Genomic DNA, 14761 nt, shown 5'->3' with positions numbered 1-14761 from the left:
ACAGCAAGTTCCTCGAACGCCACCAGAGCCTGGTCACCGCCCTGCTCGACCTGCGCTTTGACAACCAGGCCAGTGCGCAGGGCCTGGCTGCCTTCCTGGGCAGCCAGGACGGCGGCGAGCACTGGCTGCGCCTGGTGCCGCTGGCACCGGGCCTGCTGCCTTTCGAGCAGATCCGGGTGCGTACCCGTGAACTGGCACACACGCCGCTGCCGGGCACACGGCTGCTGCTGGTCGAAAACGAACGCTGCGTCCACCTGCTGCCGCCCTTGGCCGACACCGTGGCCGTGCTCGGTTCAGGCCTGGACCTGGGCTGGCTGCAGGCCCCCTGGCTGCGCGACCGCGCCGTGGGCTACTGGGGAGACATGGACAGCTGGGGGCTGCTGATGCTGGGCCGTGCCCGCCTGTACCTGCCCGGGCTGCAGCGGGTGCTGATGGAGCGCAGCATGTTCGACCGCTACTGCGCAGCATTGGCGGTGAAGGAGCCGGTCCCTACCGATTCCACCCCGCCACCGGGGCTGGACGAAGAAGAGCGGGCGTTCCACCACCATCTGCTGCTGCAGCCGAAAGGCCGGATCGAACAGGAGCTGCTGCCGCGCGACGACGTGATGCCCGCCCTGCACGCCTGGTGGGCCGCCACGGAACGAGCACGCGGGGCGCGGTGAACGGGCGCGGGCGTTACAGCCCCGCGCCCGCGTCGCCTTCCGGCTCCAGCGCCTTCACCAGCACCGCCGCCTGCGTGCGGCTGTGGCATTCGAGCTTCTTGAGGATGGCGGTGACATGCACCTTCACCGTGTTTTCGGCCAGGCCCAGCGTGTAGGCGATCTGCTTGTTGAGCAGGCCATCGGCCAGGCACAGCAGCACGCGGAACTGCTGCGGCGTGAGCTGGGCCAGGCGGCTGGCCAGCAGCGCATCGGCTTCGGAACGTTCCTCGGCCATCGCCGGGAACCACAGCCCGCCATCGAGCACCGCCGCCACCGCCTCGCCGATGGTCTCGGCCGGTGCCGACTTCGGGATGAAACCGGCCGCACCGAACTGCTGGGCACGGCGGATCACCCGCGGGTGGTCGTTGGAGGAAAGAATCACCACCGGAATATCCGGGTGCGAGCCGCGCACGTGCAGCAGCGCGGAAAAGCCGTGCGCGCCGGGCATGGTCAGGTCCAGCAGCACCAGGTCCACCTCGGGCTGGGCATCGAGGGCCTCGGCCAGGGCATCCGCGCTGGCCACTTCCCGCACCTGCGCCAGCGGCAGGCTCTGCCGCAATGACTGCACCACCGCCGAACGCAGCAGCGGATGGTCATCGGCAATCAGGATGGTGTATTCGCTCATGGCGCCATTGTACGTGCAGGCCGTCGCGGTCAGCGCCCGGCCGGCTCCACGCTGCTGCGCCAGGCATCAAGGAACTGCCGCCGCTTCAGCGCGTCCAGGTACACCAGCAGGCCCGGACCGAGCTGGATCGGGCGGCGGCTGCGGCCGGGCGCGTCATCGCCGCGCGCATTGCCGGTGACGATCGGCATCAGCCGTGCCTCGCGCGAGAGCACCTGCTGGCCACGCGGCGACAGCAGGTAATCAAGGAAGCGGCGCGCCTCTTCCGGGTGCGGCCCGGTACGTGGGATCACCGCCGTGCGCAGCACCACCAGGGTGTAGTCCTCCGGTTCGATGATGGCCAACGGCGCACCGCCATCGATACGCGCCTGTGCATAGGAACCCAGCACGTTGTAGACCAGTGACAGTTCGCCACTGGCAACCTTGTCCAGCAGCACGCCCGTGCGCTCCTCGCGCAGCACCGCGTTGTCGCCCAGCGCGCCCAGCAGCGCACCGGCAATGCTGCCGCGCTGCGCGTCCTGGGTCGCCAGCAGGTAGCCCACGCTGCTGCGCTCGATATCGTAGGTGCCCACCCGGCCGTGCAGCGGCGTGCCCTCGGCGCGCAGCAGATCCAGCAGCTGGCGGCGCGTGTGCGGGGCCTTCGCTGCGGGAAGCCGGCGGGTGTTGTAGACCATCACCACCGGTTCGTAGCTGATGCCGAACGCCTCGCTGCGCCACTGCGCCCACGCCGGCAGCGCGGCGGTCTGCGCCGAACGATGCGGCAGTGCGTGGCCATCGTTCACCAGCTTGGTCTGCAGGTCCATGCCGCTGGAAATCAGCAGGTCCGGCGAATGCGGCCCGGTTCGGTCGTGCAGGTAACGCGCATACAGATCCTGGGTGATGATGTCCTCGTACACCACCTCCGTGCCGGGATGCAGGCGCTGGTAGTCGGCGATGACCACGGCGAACACCTCGATGTCGGTGGTGCCGTGGATGCGCAGCTGCGCGGTGGCAGGCCCCTGCGCGGCGAAGCGGCGCACATCGCCCGGCGCAGCCAGCACCGGCAGTGCCAGCAGCAGGGCCAGGGCAGCGGCGAACAGGCGGATCATGACGTGCTCCGGGGCAGGCGGATGGTGGCGACCAGGCCACCCTGCGGGCGGTTGCTCAGGTCGATGTGGCCGCCATGGCTGTCGACCACGCGCTTGACGATGGCCAGGCCCAGGCCCGCACCACCGGCGGGCGCGCTCTCGCCGCGGGCGAAGCGCTCGAACACGCGGCCCGCATCGGCTGCGGCAATGCCGGCACCATGGTCAGCAATGGTCAGCACGGCCTGCCCGCCTTCCACGGTCAGCGCGATCTGCAGCGCGCCGTCACCACCGTACTTCAGCGCGTTGTCGACCAGGTTCTTGATCGCTTCGCGCAGCAGCAACGCATCGCCATGCACCTGCACCGGCTCGGCGGTCATCGCCAGCTGCACGCGCGGTGCAGGCCCGGCCTGTGGCAGTGCTTCGTGCAGGGCCTGGTGCACGGTCTCGGCCAGGTCCACCGCCGCAAACCGCTGCAGATTGGAACGATGGATCACGCTGGCATCGCTGAGCAGCTGGTTGAGCAGGCGGCTCATGTGGGTGGCATTGCGTTCGATGGCCTGCAGGCTGCGGCGCATGTCGTCCGGCTCGTCGTCGTCCAGTGCCAGCTGCGCCTGCGCGCGCAGTGCGGCCAGCGGCGTACGCATCTGGTGCGCGGCCTCGGCCATGAACGCGCGCAGCGTCTCGTTGTTGCTGGACAGCCGTTCCATGAAGCGGTTGAGCGCCGCCACCATCTGGTCCATCTCGCGCGGCACGCGCGCATCCAGCGGCTTCAGGTCGGACGGTTCGCGCCGCAACAGCTCGCGCTCCACCCGCACCAGCGGACGGAAGGCGCGGTGCACACCGAAAGCCACCAGGGCCAGCAGCAGCAGCGACAACACGCCGATGGCCAGCAGTGCACGGTTGACCATGTCCTGCGCCAGCGCCTCGCGCGCACGCCGGGTCTGCCCCACCTGCACCTGCACCTCGCCCTGCGCCGAGGCGGCGGCAAAGCTGCGGCTGACCACCACGAAGCGCACGGTCTCGCCACTGTAGGGTGCATCGAACAACTGCGGCTGCGCACCCGGCCGGCGCGGCGGCGCAGGCAGATCGCCATAGCCGGTGATGAGGTTGCCGCGGCGGTCGGCCACCCGGTAGAACACGCGGTCTTCCGGCGCCATCGCCAGCAGATCCAACGCGGCGTAGGGCAGATCGACCTGCCACTGGCCATCGACCAGCGCCACCGAATCGGCGATGGACAAGGCCGAGGACACCAGCAGGTGGTCATAGGAGCGGTTGGCGGCGCGCTGGCCGTAATCGCGCGCGGCGAACAGCAGCGCCACCGCGAACACCGCCAGCAGGGTCCCCAGGTACAGCAGCAGGGTGCGCCGCAGCGACCCCGGTGCGGCACTGGCCGTGCGCGCCTCAGCCATCGCCATCGCTGCTGCCGTCGCCGGCGTCTTCCAGCAGGTAGCCGACACCACGCACCGTGGTGATGCGCAGCGGTGCACCGGCCAGTTTCTTCCTCAAGCGGCCGATGTACAGTTCGATGGCATTCGGTCCGGCCTCATCATCGAAGCCGAACAGGCCGTTGCCGATCTCATCCTTGCCCACCACCTGACCGAGGCGGCCGACCAGGATTTCCAGCAGGCGATACTCGCGGTTGGGCAGTTCGATCGGTTCGCCATCCACGCTGACCCGGTGCGCGGCGTTGTCGAACTGGAAGCCGCCCACCTGCACCACTTCACTGGCCTGGCCGCGTGCACGGCGCAGCAGCACACGGCAGCGCGCTTCGAATTCGCGGAAGTCGAAGGGCTTGCCCAGGTAATCGTCGGCGCCGACATCCAGCGCCTGCACGCGGTCTTCGATGCCATCGCGTGCGGTCAGCATCAGCACCGGCGTGCTGTCGCCGCGTTCGCGCATGCCGGCCAGTACACGCAGGCCGTCCAGCTTGGGCAGGCCGATATCCAGCACCACCAGGTCGAAACTCTGGTAGCGCAGCACGCTGGCGGCGGCCAGACCGTCGGCCTGCCAGTCCACCGCGTGCCCGCTGCGGCGCATGCGGCGGATGATCGCATCGGCCAGATCCGGATTGTCTTCGACCAGCAGCAGGCGCATCGGCGGGGAGCAGGAAGGCGTGGGAAGGGAAGCGAATGCTACCGCGTGCGGCGTGGTGACGTGTGGCGGGCATTCCGCCGGGCATGGCCCGGTGCTTCCGGGAATCGCGGCGCTGACGCATTCCGCCGGGCGTGGCCCGGCGCTACCGGGATCTCGGCGCCGACGCATTCCGGGGCACCGCCGCGGCGGTAGCGCCGGGCCATGCCCGGCGAGCGCAGCGGCGCGCTTTACGCTGCAGCGCACAAACCGCTGACAGGACGATGACAGCTACGGCAACCCAGACTGCGGCCGCGCACCATCCGGTGCCCACGATTGCCGCGCGCCTGGCGCGCACCTGGGAGGGTTTGTGGAATTGAAGTTTGCCTGGCAGCGTCCCGCCGCCATGATGGCCCTGGCTGCGCTGGCCGCGCCGGCCTTTGCTGAAGACGACCGGCCGGTCACCGCCACCCTCGGCGGTCGCCTGCACCTGGATTTCGCTACGTTCGACAACGACGATCGTGGCACCCCGAACAAGGACGACACCGAGATCCGCCGCGCCTGGGTGGATGTGTCGGGCAGGTTCTTCGCAGTGGACTACAAGGCTGAAGCGGACTTTTCCGGCGACCGCGTCGAGGCGAAGGACGTCTACCTCAGCCGCAGCTTCGGCAAGGCCGGCAAGCTGACGGTGGGCCAGTTCAAGCAGTACTTCTCTCTGGATGACCGCACCAGTTCCAACTACGGCAGCTTCCTGGAGCGCGGCAATGCCGGCACCACGCTGGCGCCGCTGTACCGCCTGGGTGCGTCCTGGCAGGCCAATCCGGGTGACTTCACCTGGGCGGCCAGCGTCTACAGCCTGGAAAGCATTGATGCCTGGCAGGTAAAGGGCCGCGCGGCCGGTGGCCGCGTCACCTGGGCGCCTTCGCCCAGCGACGGCGACGTGCTGCACGTGGGCCTGTCGCTGGCGCGCGAGGCCTACGACAACCCGGGCAGCAACGGCACCCCGGGCCTGAAGATCCGCCCGCGCCCGGCCGGCCACCTGTCAGACGAAAGCCGCCTGACCCTGGTCGACTTCTCCGCCGGCCGCGATACCGACGTCAACAAGTGGTCGCTGGAATACGCGCAGGTGCACGGCCCGCTGTCCTGGCAGGGTGAATTCAGCGGCGCAACCTTCGACGACGGTGTCCAACGCGGCGATGTCATGGCCGCCTACGGCATGCTCAGCTGGTTCGTCACCGGCGAAAGCAGGGCCTACGACCGCAGGACCGGCCGCTTCGCCCGCATCAAGGACATCCGCCACAAGGCCGGTGCCTTCGAAGTCGCGCTGCGCTATGACCAGATGTGGGGTGCGCAGCACCTCGATGGCGCGCCGGATCTGCGTCGCGGCAGCACCGCCGCCTGGACGCTGGGCGGCAACTGGTACCTGCGTGACAACCTGCGCTTCATGCTCGATGTCATCGAAAGCCGCAACCGCGACCGCCTGGCCGGGGTGACGCTGGACCGCACGCGCGCGGTCACCGGCCGCCTGCAGTTCGACTTCTGATCGCCCTCCCCTCCCCCACGTCCTGTCTTCATTAGGAGTCCGCAGATGATGCTGAGCATCCTCGGCTTTGGCATGGTCATTACGTTCATGTACTTGATCATGAGCAAACGACTGTCGCCGCTGGTCGCCCTGATCACCATCCCCATCCTGTTCGCGCTGATCGGCGGCTTCGGCGCCGGCATCGACGAAATGATGCTGGAAGGCATCAAGAAGATCGCGCCGACCGGCGTGATGCTGATGTTCGCCATCCTGTACTTCGGCGTGATGATCGATGCGGGCCTGTTCGATCCGCTGGTGCGGGTGATCCTGCGCTTCGTCAAGGGCGACCCGATGAAGATCGTGCTCGGCACCGCCGTGCTGGCGATGCTGATCTCGCTTGATGGCGATGGCTCGACCACCTACATGATCACCGTCTCGGCGATGCTGCCGCTGTACCAGCGCCTGGGCATGAACGCGCTGAACATGACCTGCGTGACCATCCTCGCTGGCGGCGTGATGAACCTGACCCCGTGGGGCGGACCGACCGCACGCGCGGCCACGGCGCTGCACGTGGACCCGGCCGATGTGTTCGTGCCGCTCATCCCGTCGATGGTGATCGCCTGTGCCGGTGTGCTGCTGCTGGCCTGGTACCTGGGCCTGAAGGAGCGCCGCCGCCTGGGCGTGGTGACCCTGCCGCAGGGTGGCAGCTGGATGGACAGCAGCGTGTCCGATGACAACAACGCACTGCCATCGGTGGAAGACGCCGAGGACATCAAGCGGCCGAAGCTGCTGTGGGTGAACCTGCTGCTGACCCTGGCCCTGATGGGCGCGCTGATTGCCGGCGTGCTGCCGATGCCGGTGCTGTTCATGGTCGGCTTCGCCATCGCCCTGGTCATCAACTACCCGAACCTGGCCGAACAGCGCCGTCGCGTGGTCAACCATGCCGGCAACGTGCTGTCGGTGGTGGCGCTGATCTTCGCCGCAGGCATCTTCACCGGCATCCTCAACAACACCGGCATGGTCGAAGCGATGTCGCACAGCTTCCTGGCGATCATTCCCGAATCGTGGGGCCCGTACCTGGCCGTCATCACCGCCATCGCATCGATGCCGTTCACCTTCTTCATGTCCAACGACGCCTTCTATTTCGGCGTGCTGCCGATCCTGTCCGAGGCCGCTGGCAACTACGGCATCACCCCGGTGGAAATGGCGCGCGCGTCGCTGGCCGGGCAACCGGTGCACCTGCTCAGCCCGCTGGTGCCCTCCACCTACCTGCTGGTGGGCCTGGCCAAGGTCGAATTCGCCGACCACCAGAAGTTCACCCTGAAGTGGGCGATCGCCATCTCGCTGCTGTTGATGGTCGGCGGCCTGCTGTTCGGCCTGTATCCGTTCGCATCCTGATCCTTGCACCAAGGAGCCTTCTGCAATGACGCTTCGAATTGCTTACGTCACCAGCGGCATGGGCAGTGTCGGCACTGCCATCTGCCAGAGCCTGGCCCGTTCCGGCCACACCGTGGTCGCCGGCTGCGCACCGAACTCACCGCGCAAGGCCAACTGGCTGCGCGAACAGCGCGAACAGGGCTTTGACTTCATCGCCTCCGAGGGCAACGCCACCGACTGGGCGTCCACCAGCGCGGCCTTCACCAAGGTGCGCGCCGAAGTGGGCGAGGTGGATGTGCTGGTCAACAACTCCGGCGGCAGCCGCGACCTGCTGTTCCGGCAGATGACGGTGGAGGACTGGAATGCGGTGATCGCCTCCAACCTCAATGCGCTGTTCAACCTGACCAAGCAGGTGGTCGATGGCATGGCCACGCGCGGCTGGGGCCGCATCGTCAACATCGGTTCGGTCAGCGCGCACAAGGGCCAGATCGGCCAGGTGAACTACGCGACGGCGAAGGCGGCGATGCACGGTTTCAGCCGTGCGCTGGCGGCCGAAGTCGCCTCGCGCGGGGTAACCGTGAACACCTTGTCGCCGGGCTATATCGCCAGCCAGGCGATCAGCAGCTTCCCGCCGGACGTGCTGGACCGGCTGGCCGCCTCGGTGCCGGTGCGCCGCCTGGGCCGGCCGGAAGAAGTGGCCGGCCTGGTGGCCTGGCTGGCTTCGGATGAAGCCTCGTACGTGACCGGTGCCGATTACCCGGTCAATGGTGGCTTGTACATGGGTTGAGAATCATCCACGCGTGGCCTGGATCTACCGGTTCAGTAGATCCACGCCATGCGTGGATGCTTCGCCTCTATGCGCGGGCGTTCGCGAGCGCCTCGGCAATGTCTTCCGGCAAGCCGGTGATGAAATCCACCTCGTCCGACTCGTCCACGATCTGCCCCGGGCGCGGCTGCCACATCGGGGCAGGAATCGCACGCAGCACCTCCCGGCCCGGCCAACACGCCGGAAAACGCGGCCGGTTCCGTGCCAGGTCGAAACCCAGCCCGTGACCCACGTAAGCGTCGTCAGCCAGGCGCTGCTCGATGCGTCTCAACACGCCCGCTGTGTAGCGGTGCGACTCCGGCACATCCTCGATCGTGGCGAAGGGGACGTACCACGACGCACCCAGGTTCCAGTAGAGCGCCAGTGCGCTGGATGCGGCCAGTGTCGGCTGGTCCAGCAACCACTGCAGCGCGTCTGACAGCGTACTGGTGTCAGCGAACAGCATCAGTTGATGGCATTCCTGCGGTGATGCCTGGCGCAGGAAGGTCTCCAGCAGCGGCCAGCCCGGATCCGCGGCCGTGGCCATCGGCAACAGCGTCGGCGGCGTGACTTCCGCCCAGATATCGACCTCCCCTGCGGCAGCATCGCCCAGCGCAGGACCACGGTCAGGCTGCACCACTGCAGCCAGATCATGCAGTTGCTGCGCAACCGCGAACGGCAGGCCATCGTCGAACGCGCCTTCAATCGCCTCGGCAAAGGGGTCAACGGCCTGCGGGCCTGTTATGGCGGTCTTCATCCGCTCTGGAATGGCGCGGCGTACGGTCAGTTCCGGATAGTCATGCGGCGAAGCGCCCGGCCCGCTCGCCGGATCGAAGGCGAGCCCGTGATCGGCGTAGACGCCATCGAGATAGCGCTGTTCGATGCTGCGCGCAAGCGCGTACGCCTCGCGCTCATGCGCCGGCACGTCGCCTGCATCTGCGTACTGCGCGAACCAGGCCGCGCCCAGCGACCAGTACATCATCAGCGCCGTCGCGCGATCCAGATCGCTGCGCGCCGCCAGCCAGGCCAGCAGCTCCGGGCTGTCATCGTAGTTGCGGCGCGCGACGTAGATGTGGCGCTGCTGGGGAGATGCCTGCAGCAGGTAGTCCTGCAGCAGCACGCGGGAGGCGCGCTCGTACTCGTCGGGGGTCAAGGGGGACTTCTCGTGACTCAGGGGCCCCTGCAGTCTAGCGGCCCCTGCCATCTGCGGGCTGGATCGCATCCACGCATGGCGTGGATCTACCGTTTCAGTAGATCCACGCCGCGCGTGGATGCTTCATTCCCTTGCCGATCAGAAGTCCGCCGCCACCGTCATGAACACCTGCCGCGGCGCGCTGGCATGGATGGCGTAGCGCGTACCGTTCGGGTCGGTCGGTGCGAACGAACTCAGCTGACCGGCATAGCGCTTGTTGGTCAGGTTGGTCGCGTTCAACGACACGCGGATGTTGCGCAGGCCCATGCCCGGGCCAAAGTCATAACCGGCACCCGCATCGAAGGTGGTCACGCCCGGCACCGACTGGTCGTTGGTGTAGGTGTAGTAGCGCTTGCCGGTGTACTTGGCGCGCAGGCTGGCGAAGAAGCCATCGCGGTTCCAGCTGATCTCGCTGGAGGCCATGCGCTGCGGTGTATCCACCGTGATCTTGCCTGCCACCGGCACGATCACGCCACCGGAGGTGTAGTCATCCTCATAGGTGGTCTTGTTCCAGGACAGCGCGTTGTACCACTGCAGGCCATCAAGCGGCTTGAGGATGAAGGTCAGCTCGGCGCCATGGCTCTTCACCGATCCGACGTTGATGAAGCGGGTGACGCACTCAGGACGCGTGCCCACTTCGATGCTCGAACACGGGTTGAGCGACAGCAGGCGGTTGTCGAATCTCACGTTGTACGCGGCGATGGACGCCTGGTACATCTCGCCGAAGGTGCGGAAGCCGGCTTCCAGGCTCTTGGACTTCTCCGGTTCCAGCCCGGCGCTGGCCGCGAACGATTCCGGCGACACCTGCAGCGGGCCACCGCTGCCACCGCCGACGAACGCGGCGATGTTCTCGGCGTACGAGGCGAACAGCTCGTTGTTGGCATTGAGCTTGAAGCCCAGGCCCACCTGCGGCAGCACCGACTTCCTGGCCGTCAGCGTGCCCGAGGCGATGCGGGTTTCCACGCCCGGCTGGGCGGTTGCGCGCATGCGGGTGTTCGGGCTCTTGATACCGACATCCACGGTCAGGCGCTGGTCCAGGAAGCGCATGCGGTCCTGCACGTAGAACTGGCGCGTGCGGATGTCGAAGTCCTGGTTGAACAGCAGGCGGTCCGGGTTCTTCAGGTACAGGACGTCCAGGAACGGGCCGCTGATGTAGTAGAAATTGCGCGAGACGTTATGGTCGTTCTGCTCGTACCACAGGCCGGCTTCCAGTTCGTGGATGCCCACCGTCCACGACAGCGCGGCGGTCAGGCCATCACGGTTGATGGTGTAGTTGGTGCTGCGGATCGAAATCGGCAACATCCTGTCGGTACCCGGGTAGGACGGCTGGCCCGGTGCCCACCAGTGGCCCTGGCCACGGTTGTCATGGTGGTAGGCCAGCAGCTTCAGGCGGCCCTGCTCGCCCAGGCGCAGGTCGGCATCGACCGAGTACAGGTTGTCGTCACGCAGCGCGCGGCTCTGGTAATAGGCATCGTCGATGCTGTTGACGCCGCCGCTGAACTGGCACTTGGCCGGATCGCGTGTACCGGGGGCGCAGTAGGCGGCCGCGACGGCACGATCCCAGTCCGGCGCGTAGATGTTCCAGTCCCAGCCCAGGCCGCGTGCCAGCATGTCCTTGGACAGATAGGCATAGTTGGCCTGGCTGGCGCGCGAGGTGGCGACGAACGCGCCGAAGCGGTGGTCGCCCACGTTCCACACGGCCTTGGCGTTGAACTGGCGTGTGGTCTGGTTCTGGTACGGCGCGGCCCACATGTCCTGGTCCTGGTGCACGCCGGAGACATAGGCCGAGAAGCCGTTGATATCACCGGTATCCACGCGCAGGTAGCCGCGACGCTGGTTGTCATCGCCCACGGTGACGCTGGCACGGCCGCCGAATTCGGTGGACGGGTCCATCGAGAAGTACTGGAGGGTGCCGCCGAGGTTGCTGGTGGAGGCCACGCCCAGCGAGCCGATGCCCTGCGATAGTTCTGCACCGGCGAGGTTCTCGGCGATCAGTGCGCGGGCGATGCTCAGGCCGTTGTAGTTGCCATAGCTGTTGTCGCCCAGCGGGATGCCATCAAGCGTGTAGCCCAGGCGGCTCTTGTCGAAGCCACGAAGGCTGATGGTCTGCGATTCTTCGTTGGCACCGAAGGCATCGTTGGACTGCACCGACACGCCCGGCAGGCGGTCGAGGATCTTCTGGCCACTGGTACCCGGCGGCAGCACCTGCTTGTCCACGGCGGTGATGCGCTGCACCTGGCGGGTTTCGCCCTGGCCGATGACGGACACGGTGTCGAGCGTCTGTGCGCTCAGCGCAGCGTCGGCGGTGGCATCGGTGGTCTCAGCGGCATGGGCGCTGGCGGCGGCGGAAAGCGCGATCGCCACGGCGATCGTCAGGTATCGGGTCTGCATGTGGATCCATTGCATTGGGGGGAGTCCGCCGCGACTCGGCACGGCGCGAGGCCACTATGCGAATGGAAGATGAAATGTTTTTTACGAAGTGGCGCGGGTGTTGCGGGCAGTGACGCGCGTCTCGTTCGTGGGGTTTTGTCGGCAGGGCTGCGCCCTGCACCCGCAGAGGCCGAAGCCGAAGCAAGATCGAGAGCGGCTATCCGTGGGATGGCGGGGTGGGTCCGGTTGCGGGGGACGCTGCAAGTACGTCCCTGTAAGCTCGGTCGCCGCATCCATGCGGCTCACGCCCCCGCAACCGGACCCACCCCACCTTCGACAGTTCTCCGCGATCTGTCGGAACGGCGCTCTGCTCTGGTGGGTGCCGACCGTTGGACGGCACGGGGTCGGATCCCGTTGCTGCGCAACGGGCTCTGACCCCATCTCTGCTTTTGTTTTTTGCGAACTCCTTCGGTGGGGATTCCACCGCGCCCGCAGGGAACTGTCTGGAGGAGGCGGGTCACCCTGGACAGGACCGTTGGCGCCATGGATGGCGCCATCGAGCACCATGGAGGGGATTTTGCGTGTCCTGGCCAGGGTGACCCGCCTCCTCCCCTCCGATATCAGGAAGGCGCGTAAACCACACCAACGCCTTTTACTCCGGCGCCAGCTGGTCCATCCGTATGCGGTTGGCGAACAGCGAGAACGCCAGCATGCCCGCCAGGCCATTGGCCCGGCTCACCCAGTGCGGCAGCCAGCGCGGTGGCTTCAGTACGCCGCTCTCGAACAGGGGGGCGAATGCGATCGCGTCGGTCAGGCTCATCTTGCCGGCAAACAGCCAGCGGCAGACCTGCAGGCGATCTTCGGCCAGCATGTGGCGGAAGAACGTATGCACCGACACCAGCCCGCGCAGGTACACCGTGTCCTTGGTGAAGGCCAGGCCGCCGCTGGGCGGTACGCCGCGGAACACGCGCTGGGCCGAGGCGAAGCTCTCTTCCGGGTTCTGCCCGGCATCGCAGAAGTAGCGGTACACCTCGATGAAATCCGCACCTTCGCGCGCCATTGCAATGGCTTCGGTACGCAGGCTGATGCGCTTCAATCGTTCGATGTCGATGCTGCCGGTGATCTGCTCGGCGAACGTAGCCAGCCCTTCCTGGGTGGCCGTCACCCGTGGTGACGACAGGGCCAGGCTGGGCAGTACCGTCTGCTCACGGCCATTCAAGGCGGTCAGCGAATGCACCAGCGCTTCATGATGGAAAAGCTGCGCGCGGTCGTAGGCACTGAAGCGCGCACTGGTGCGCAGGCGGATGCGGGTCGGGCCGGCAGCGGCCTTGGAGACCAGCTCCGGGTCCAGCTGCACTTGGATGACGCGCGATTCGAAGAATGCATCGAGGTCGTTCTGCAGTTGCAGTTGCAGGGCGATGGCCGAGACCGGCACCTGCTCTTCCGGAGCCAGCAGTTCGTGGTCCAGCTCGGTGGCGATCTGGATGAAGTGGCGTGCCGCTTCGCGCGTGCTCGGGCCATTGCCTGGAAGCGGCTGCTCGGGCGCGCCGAACAGCTGCACCGAACAGCGATCGACCGCGCCGGTGCCCAGCCCTTCCAGCAGCTGCGCGGCCAGATCCCAGCTCTGCGCGGACTGCTGTACGTAATGGCCCAGCGGATGGCCGGCATCGCACTCGGCGACGATGGCGGCCAGCGCGCGGCGTTCTTCGCTGAAGTCGAGCCTGGGGTAGTCCACCTGTGGCATAACCGGATGGCCACGGGCCACGCTTGCCAGGAATGGCGCCTGCACCGTTGCCGGCCAGCTGGTCAGGCCGAGCAGGCGGATGCCGACCACGGCCTCCACCAGGCGCGCGTCGAGCGCTGCATGGTAGGCCACATCACGGTCCAGCGTTGCGGTCGGTTCCATGGGCGGACTATAGCGCCCTGCCGTGTCCGGCGCTGGGCGCCGCCGCCCGAGCATCGGCTCGGGCGCTACAGAAAATGACTCCGCCGCGGACCCACGGTAGAGCCGAGCCCATGCTCGGCTGCTTTGTTACCGCCGTCGGTTCTTGTTCACCGGTCGGAACTGCTGCCCCTTGCCCTTCCTGCCACCACGCTCCTGCGCGGTCTCAGCCTGGCGCACGGCCAGCTTGGCGGCGGCGGCCGCCACTTCTTCCTTCAGCTTGAAGTAGTTCTGCAGCCGGCTCTCTTCGATCTCACCGGCGTCGATGGCCGCACGCACCGCGCAGCCTGGTTCCTGCTGGTGCATGCAGTCGTTGAAGCGGCACTGCGCCGCCAGCGCTTCGATATCGGCGAAGCCACCTTCGGCCAGCGTCTCTTCGCCGGTCGGCTTCAGCTCGCGCATGCCCGGTGTGTCGATCAGGCACGCGCCCATCGGCAACGGCATCAGCGCACGATGGGTGGTGGTATGGCGGCCACGCGAATCGTTGGCGCGCACCGCATTGGTCTTCATCCGCTGCTCGCCCAGCAGGGTGTTGGTCAGCGTCGATTTGCCGGCCCCGGACGAACCCACCAGCACCACCGTGCGGCCCGGGCCCAGCCACGGCTCCAGCACTGACACGCTCTCGGCATCCAGGCCGTTGATCGCGTGCAGCGCGATGCCCTGCATCTCCAGCTCCTCCAGCACCGCCAGCGCATCTTCGCTGTATTCGGTCTGGTCGGCCTTGGTCAGCACCACCACCGGCTCGGCACCGCCCCCGCCCACCAGCAGCAGGTAGCGTTCGATGCGGCGCGGGTTGAAGTCGGCATCCAGGCCACAGACGATGAACACGGTATCGATGTTGGCCGCGATCACCTGCTGGTGGTAATGCTCGCCGGCCGCGCCGCGCTTGATCGCGGTACGACGCGGCAGCAGGGCGACGATGCGGATGCCCTCCAGCAGCACCCAGTCACCCACCGCCGGCCGTTCATGGCTGGGGAAGCGCGGGCGCTGCCATTCCGGCAACGACTCCGCCTTGATCGACGCATCCGGGCCATCGGCCACCACGTAATGGGTGCGGTGCTGCTCGATCACCCGCGCCGGGCGGGCCTGCGGG

The 14761-nt window shown here is 67.3% G+C and carries 12 protein-coding genes; 4 read left to right on the top strand and 8 right to left on the bottom strand.

Translation table 11 applies throughout. The features are described from left to right. On the top strand, window positions 1-662 hold a 662-nt coding region (locus ACQKDV_RS13235; RefSeq protein WP_427784191.1), incomplete at its 5' end, for a Wadjet anti-phage system protein JetD domain-containing protein. 13 nt (window positions 663-675) lie between these two features. Here the strand turns inward: ACQKDV_RS13235 and ACQKDV_RS13230 are convergent. From ACQKDV_RS13230 to ACQKDV_RS13215, 4 genes are read right to left on the bottom strand one after another with little or no spacing between them, the layout of a single operon-like run. Beyond that, window positions 676-1326 carry a response regulator gene (locus ACQKDV_RS13230; protein WP_427784190.1) on the bottom strand — a complete coding sequence of 217 codons (651 nt, stop codon included), beginning with the start codon at window positions 1324-1326 and terminating at the stop codon, window positions 676-678. A 29-nt stretch (window positions 1327-1355) separates the two neighbouring features. After that, window positions 1356-2411 carry an ABC transporter substrate-binding protein gene (locus tag ACQKDV_RS13225; RefSeq protein ID WP_427784188.1) on the bottom strand — a complete coding sequence of 352 codons (1056 nt, stop codon included), beginning with the start codon at window positions 2409-2411 and terminating at the stop codon, window positions 1356-1358. Continuing rightward, entirely contained in the window at window positions 2408-3799 is a 1392-nt protein-coding gene (locus ACQKDV_RS13220; protein ID WP_427784186.1) for a sensor histidine kinase N-terminal domain-containing protein, read from the bottom strand. The genes ACQKDV_RS13225 and ACQKDV_RS13220 overlap by 4 nt, the downstream gene beginning before the upstream one ends. Then, window positions 3792-4484 (bottom strand): response regulator, encoded by a 693-nt coding sequence (locus ACQKDV_RS13215; RefSeq protein ID WP_427784184.1) that lies wholly within the window; start codon window positions 4482-4484, stop codon window positions 3792-3794. Before ACQKDV_RS13215 ends, ACQKDV_RS13220 begins: the two co-directional genes overlap by 8 nt. 382 nt (window positions 4485-4866) lie before the next feature. Here ACQKDV_RS13215 and ACQKDV_RS13210 point away from each other — a divergent pair, with 382 nt between their 5' ends. The 3 genes from ACQKDV_RS13210 to phbB are packed head-to-tail and all read left to right on the top strand — an operon-like array spanning window position 4867 to window position 8146. After that, window positions 4867-6003, top strand: a complete 1137-nt coding sequence (locus ACQKDV_RS13210) for an OprO/OprP family phosphate-selective porin (protein WP_427784195.1) — start codon at window positions 4867-4869, stop codon at window positions 6001-6003. Window positions 6004-6051: 48 nt separating this feature from the next. Then, a complete protein-coding gene (locus ACQKDV_RS13205; protein ID WP_427784193.1) occupies window positions 6052-7380 on the top strand; it encodes a CitMHS family transporter in 1329 nt (442 codons plus the stop codon). 25 nt (window positions 7381-7405) lie between these two features. After that, window positions 7406-8146 (top strand): acetoacetyl-CoA reductase, encoded by a 741-nt coding sequence (phbB, locus tag ACQKDV_RS13200; protein ID WP_427784182.1) that lies wholly within the window; start codon window positions 7406-7408, stop codon window positions 8144-8146. Window positions 8147-8213: 67 nt separating this feature from the next. Here phbB and ACQKDV_RS13195 read toward each other — a convergent pair whose 3' ends face one another. From ACQKDV_RS13195 to rsgA, 4 genes are all read right to left on the bottom strand, one after another. After that, window positions 8214-9317: a DUF4274 domain-containing protein gene (locus tag ACQKDV_RS13195; RefSeq protein ID WP_427784181.1), complete on the bottom strand. Its 1104-nt coding sequence runs from the start codon at window positions 9315-9317 to the stop codon at window positions 8214-8216. 138 nt (window positions 9318-9455) lie between these two features. Next, window positions 9456-11747, bottom strand: a complete 2292-nt coding sequence (locus ACQKDV_RS13190) for a TonB-dependent receptor (RefSeq protein WP_427784179.1) — start codon at window positions 11745-11747, stop codon at window positions 9456-9458. Window positions 11748-12378: 631 nt separating this feature from the next. Beyond that, on the bottom strand, window positions 12379-13632 hold the full coding sequence (locus tag ACQKDV_RS13185; RefSeq protein ID WP_427784177.1) for a flavohemoglobin expression-modulating QEGLA motif protein: 1254 nt from the start codon (window positions 13630-13632) through the stop codon (window positions 12379-12381). Window positions 13633-13758: 126 nt separating this feature from the next. Then, window positions 13759-14761: ribosome small subunit-dependent GTPase A (gene rsgA / locus ACQKDV_RS13180; RefSeq protein ID WP_427784173.1), on the bottom strand; the 1003-nt coding region annotated here is incomplete at its 5' end.

Source organism: Stenotrophomonas sp. NPDC077659 (assembly GCF_050268705.1).
GTDB lineage: Bacteria > Pseudomonadota > Gammaproteobacteria > Xanthomonadales > Xanthomonadaceae > Stenotrophomonas.
This window is presented reverse-complemented; position numbering and strand designations above follow the sequence as displayed.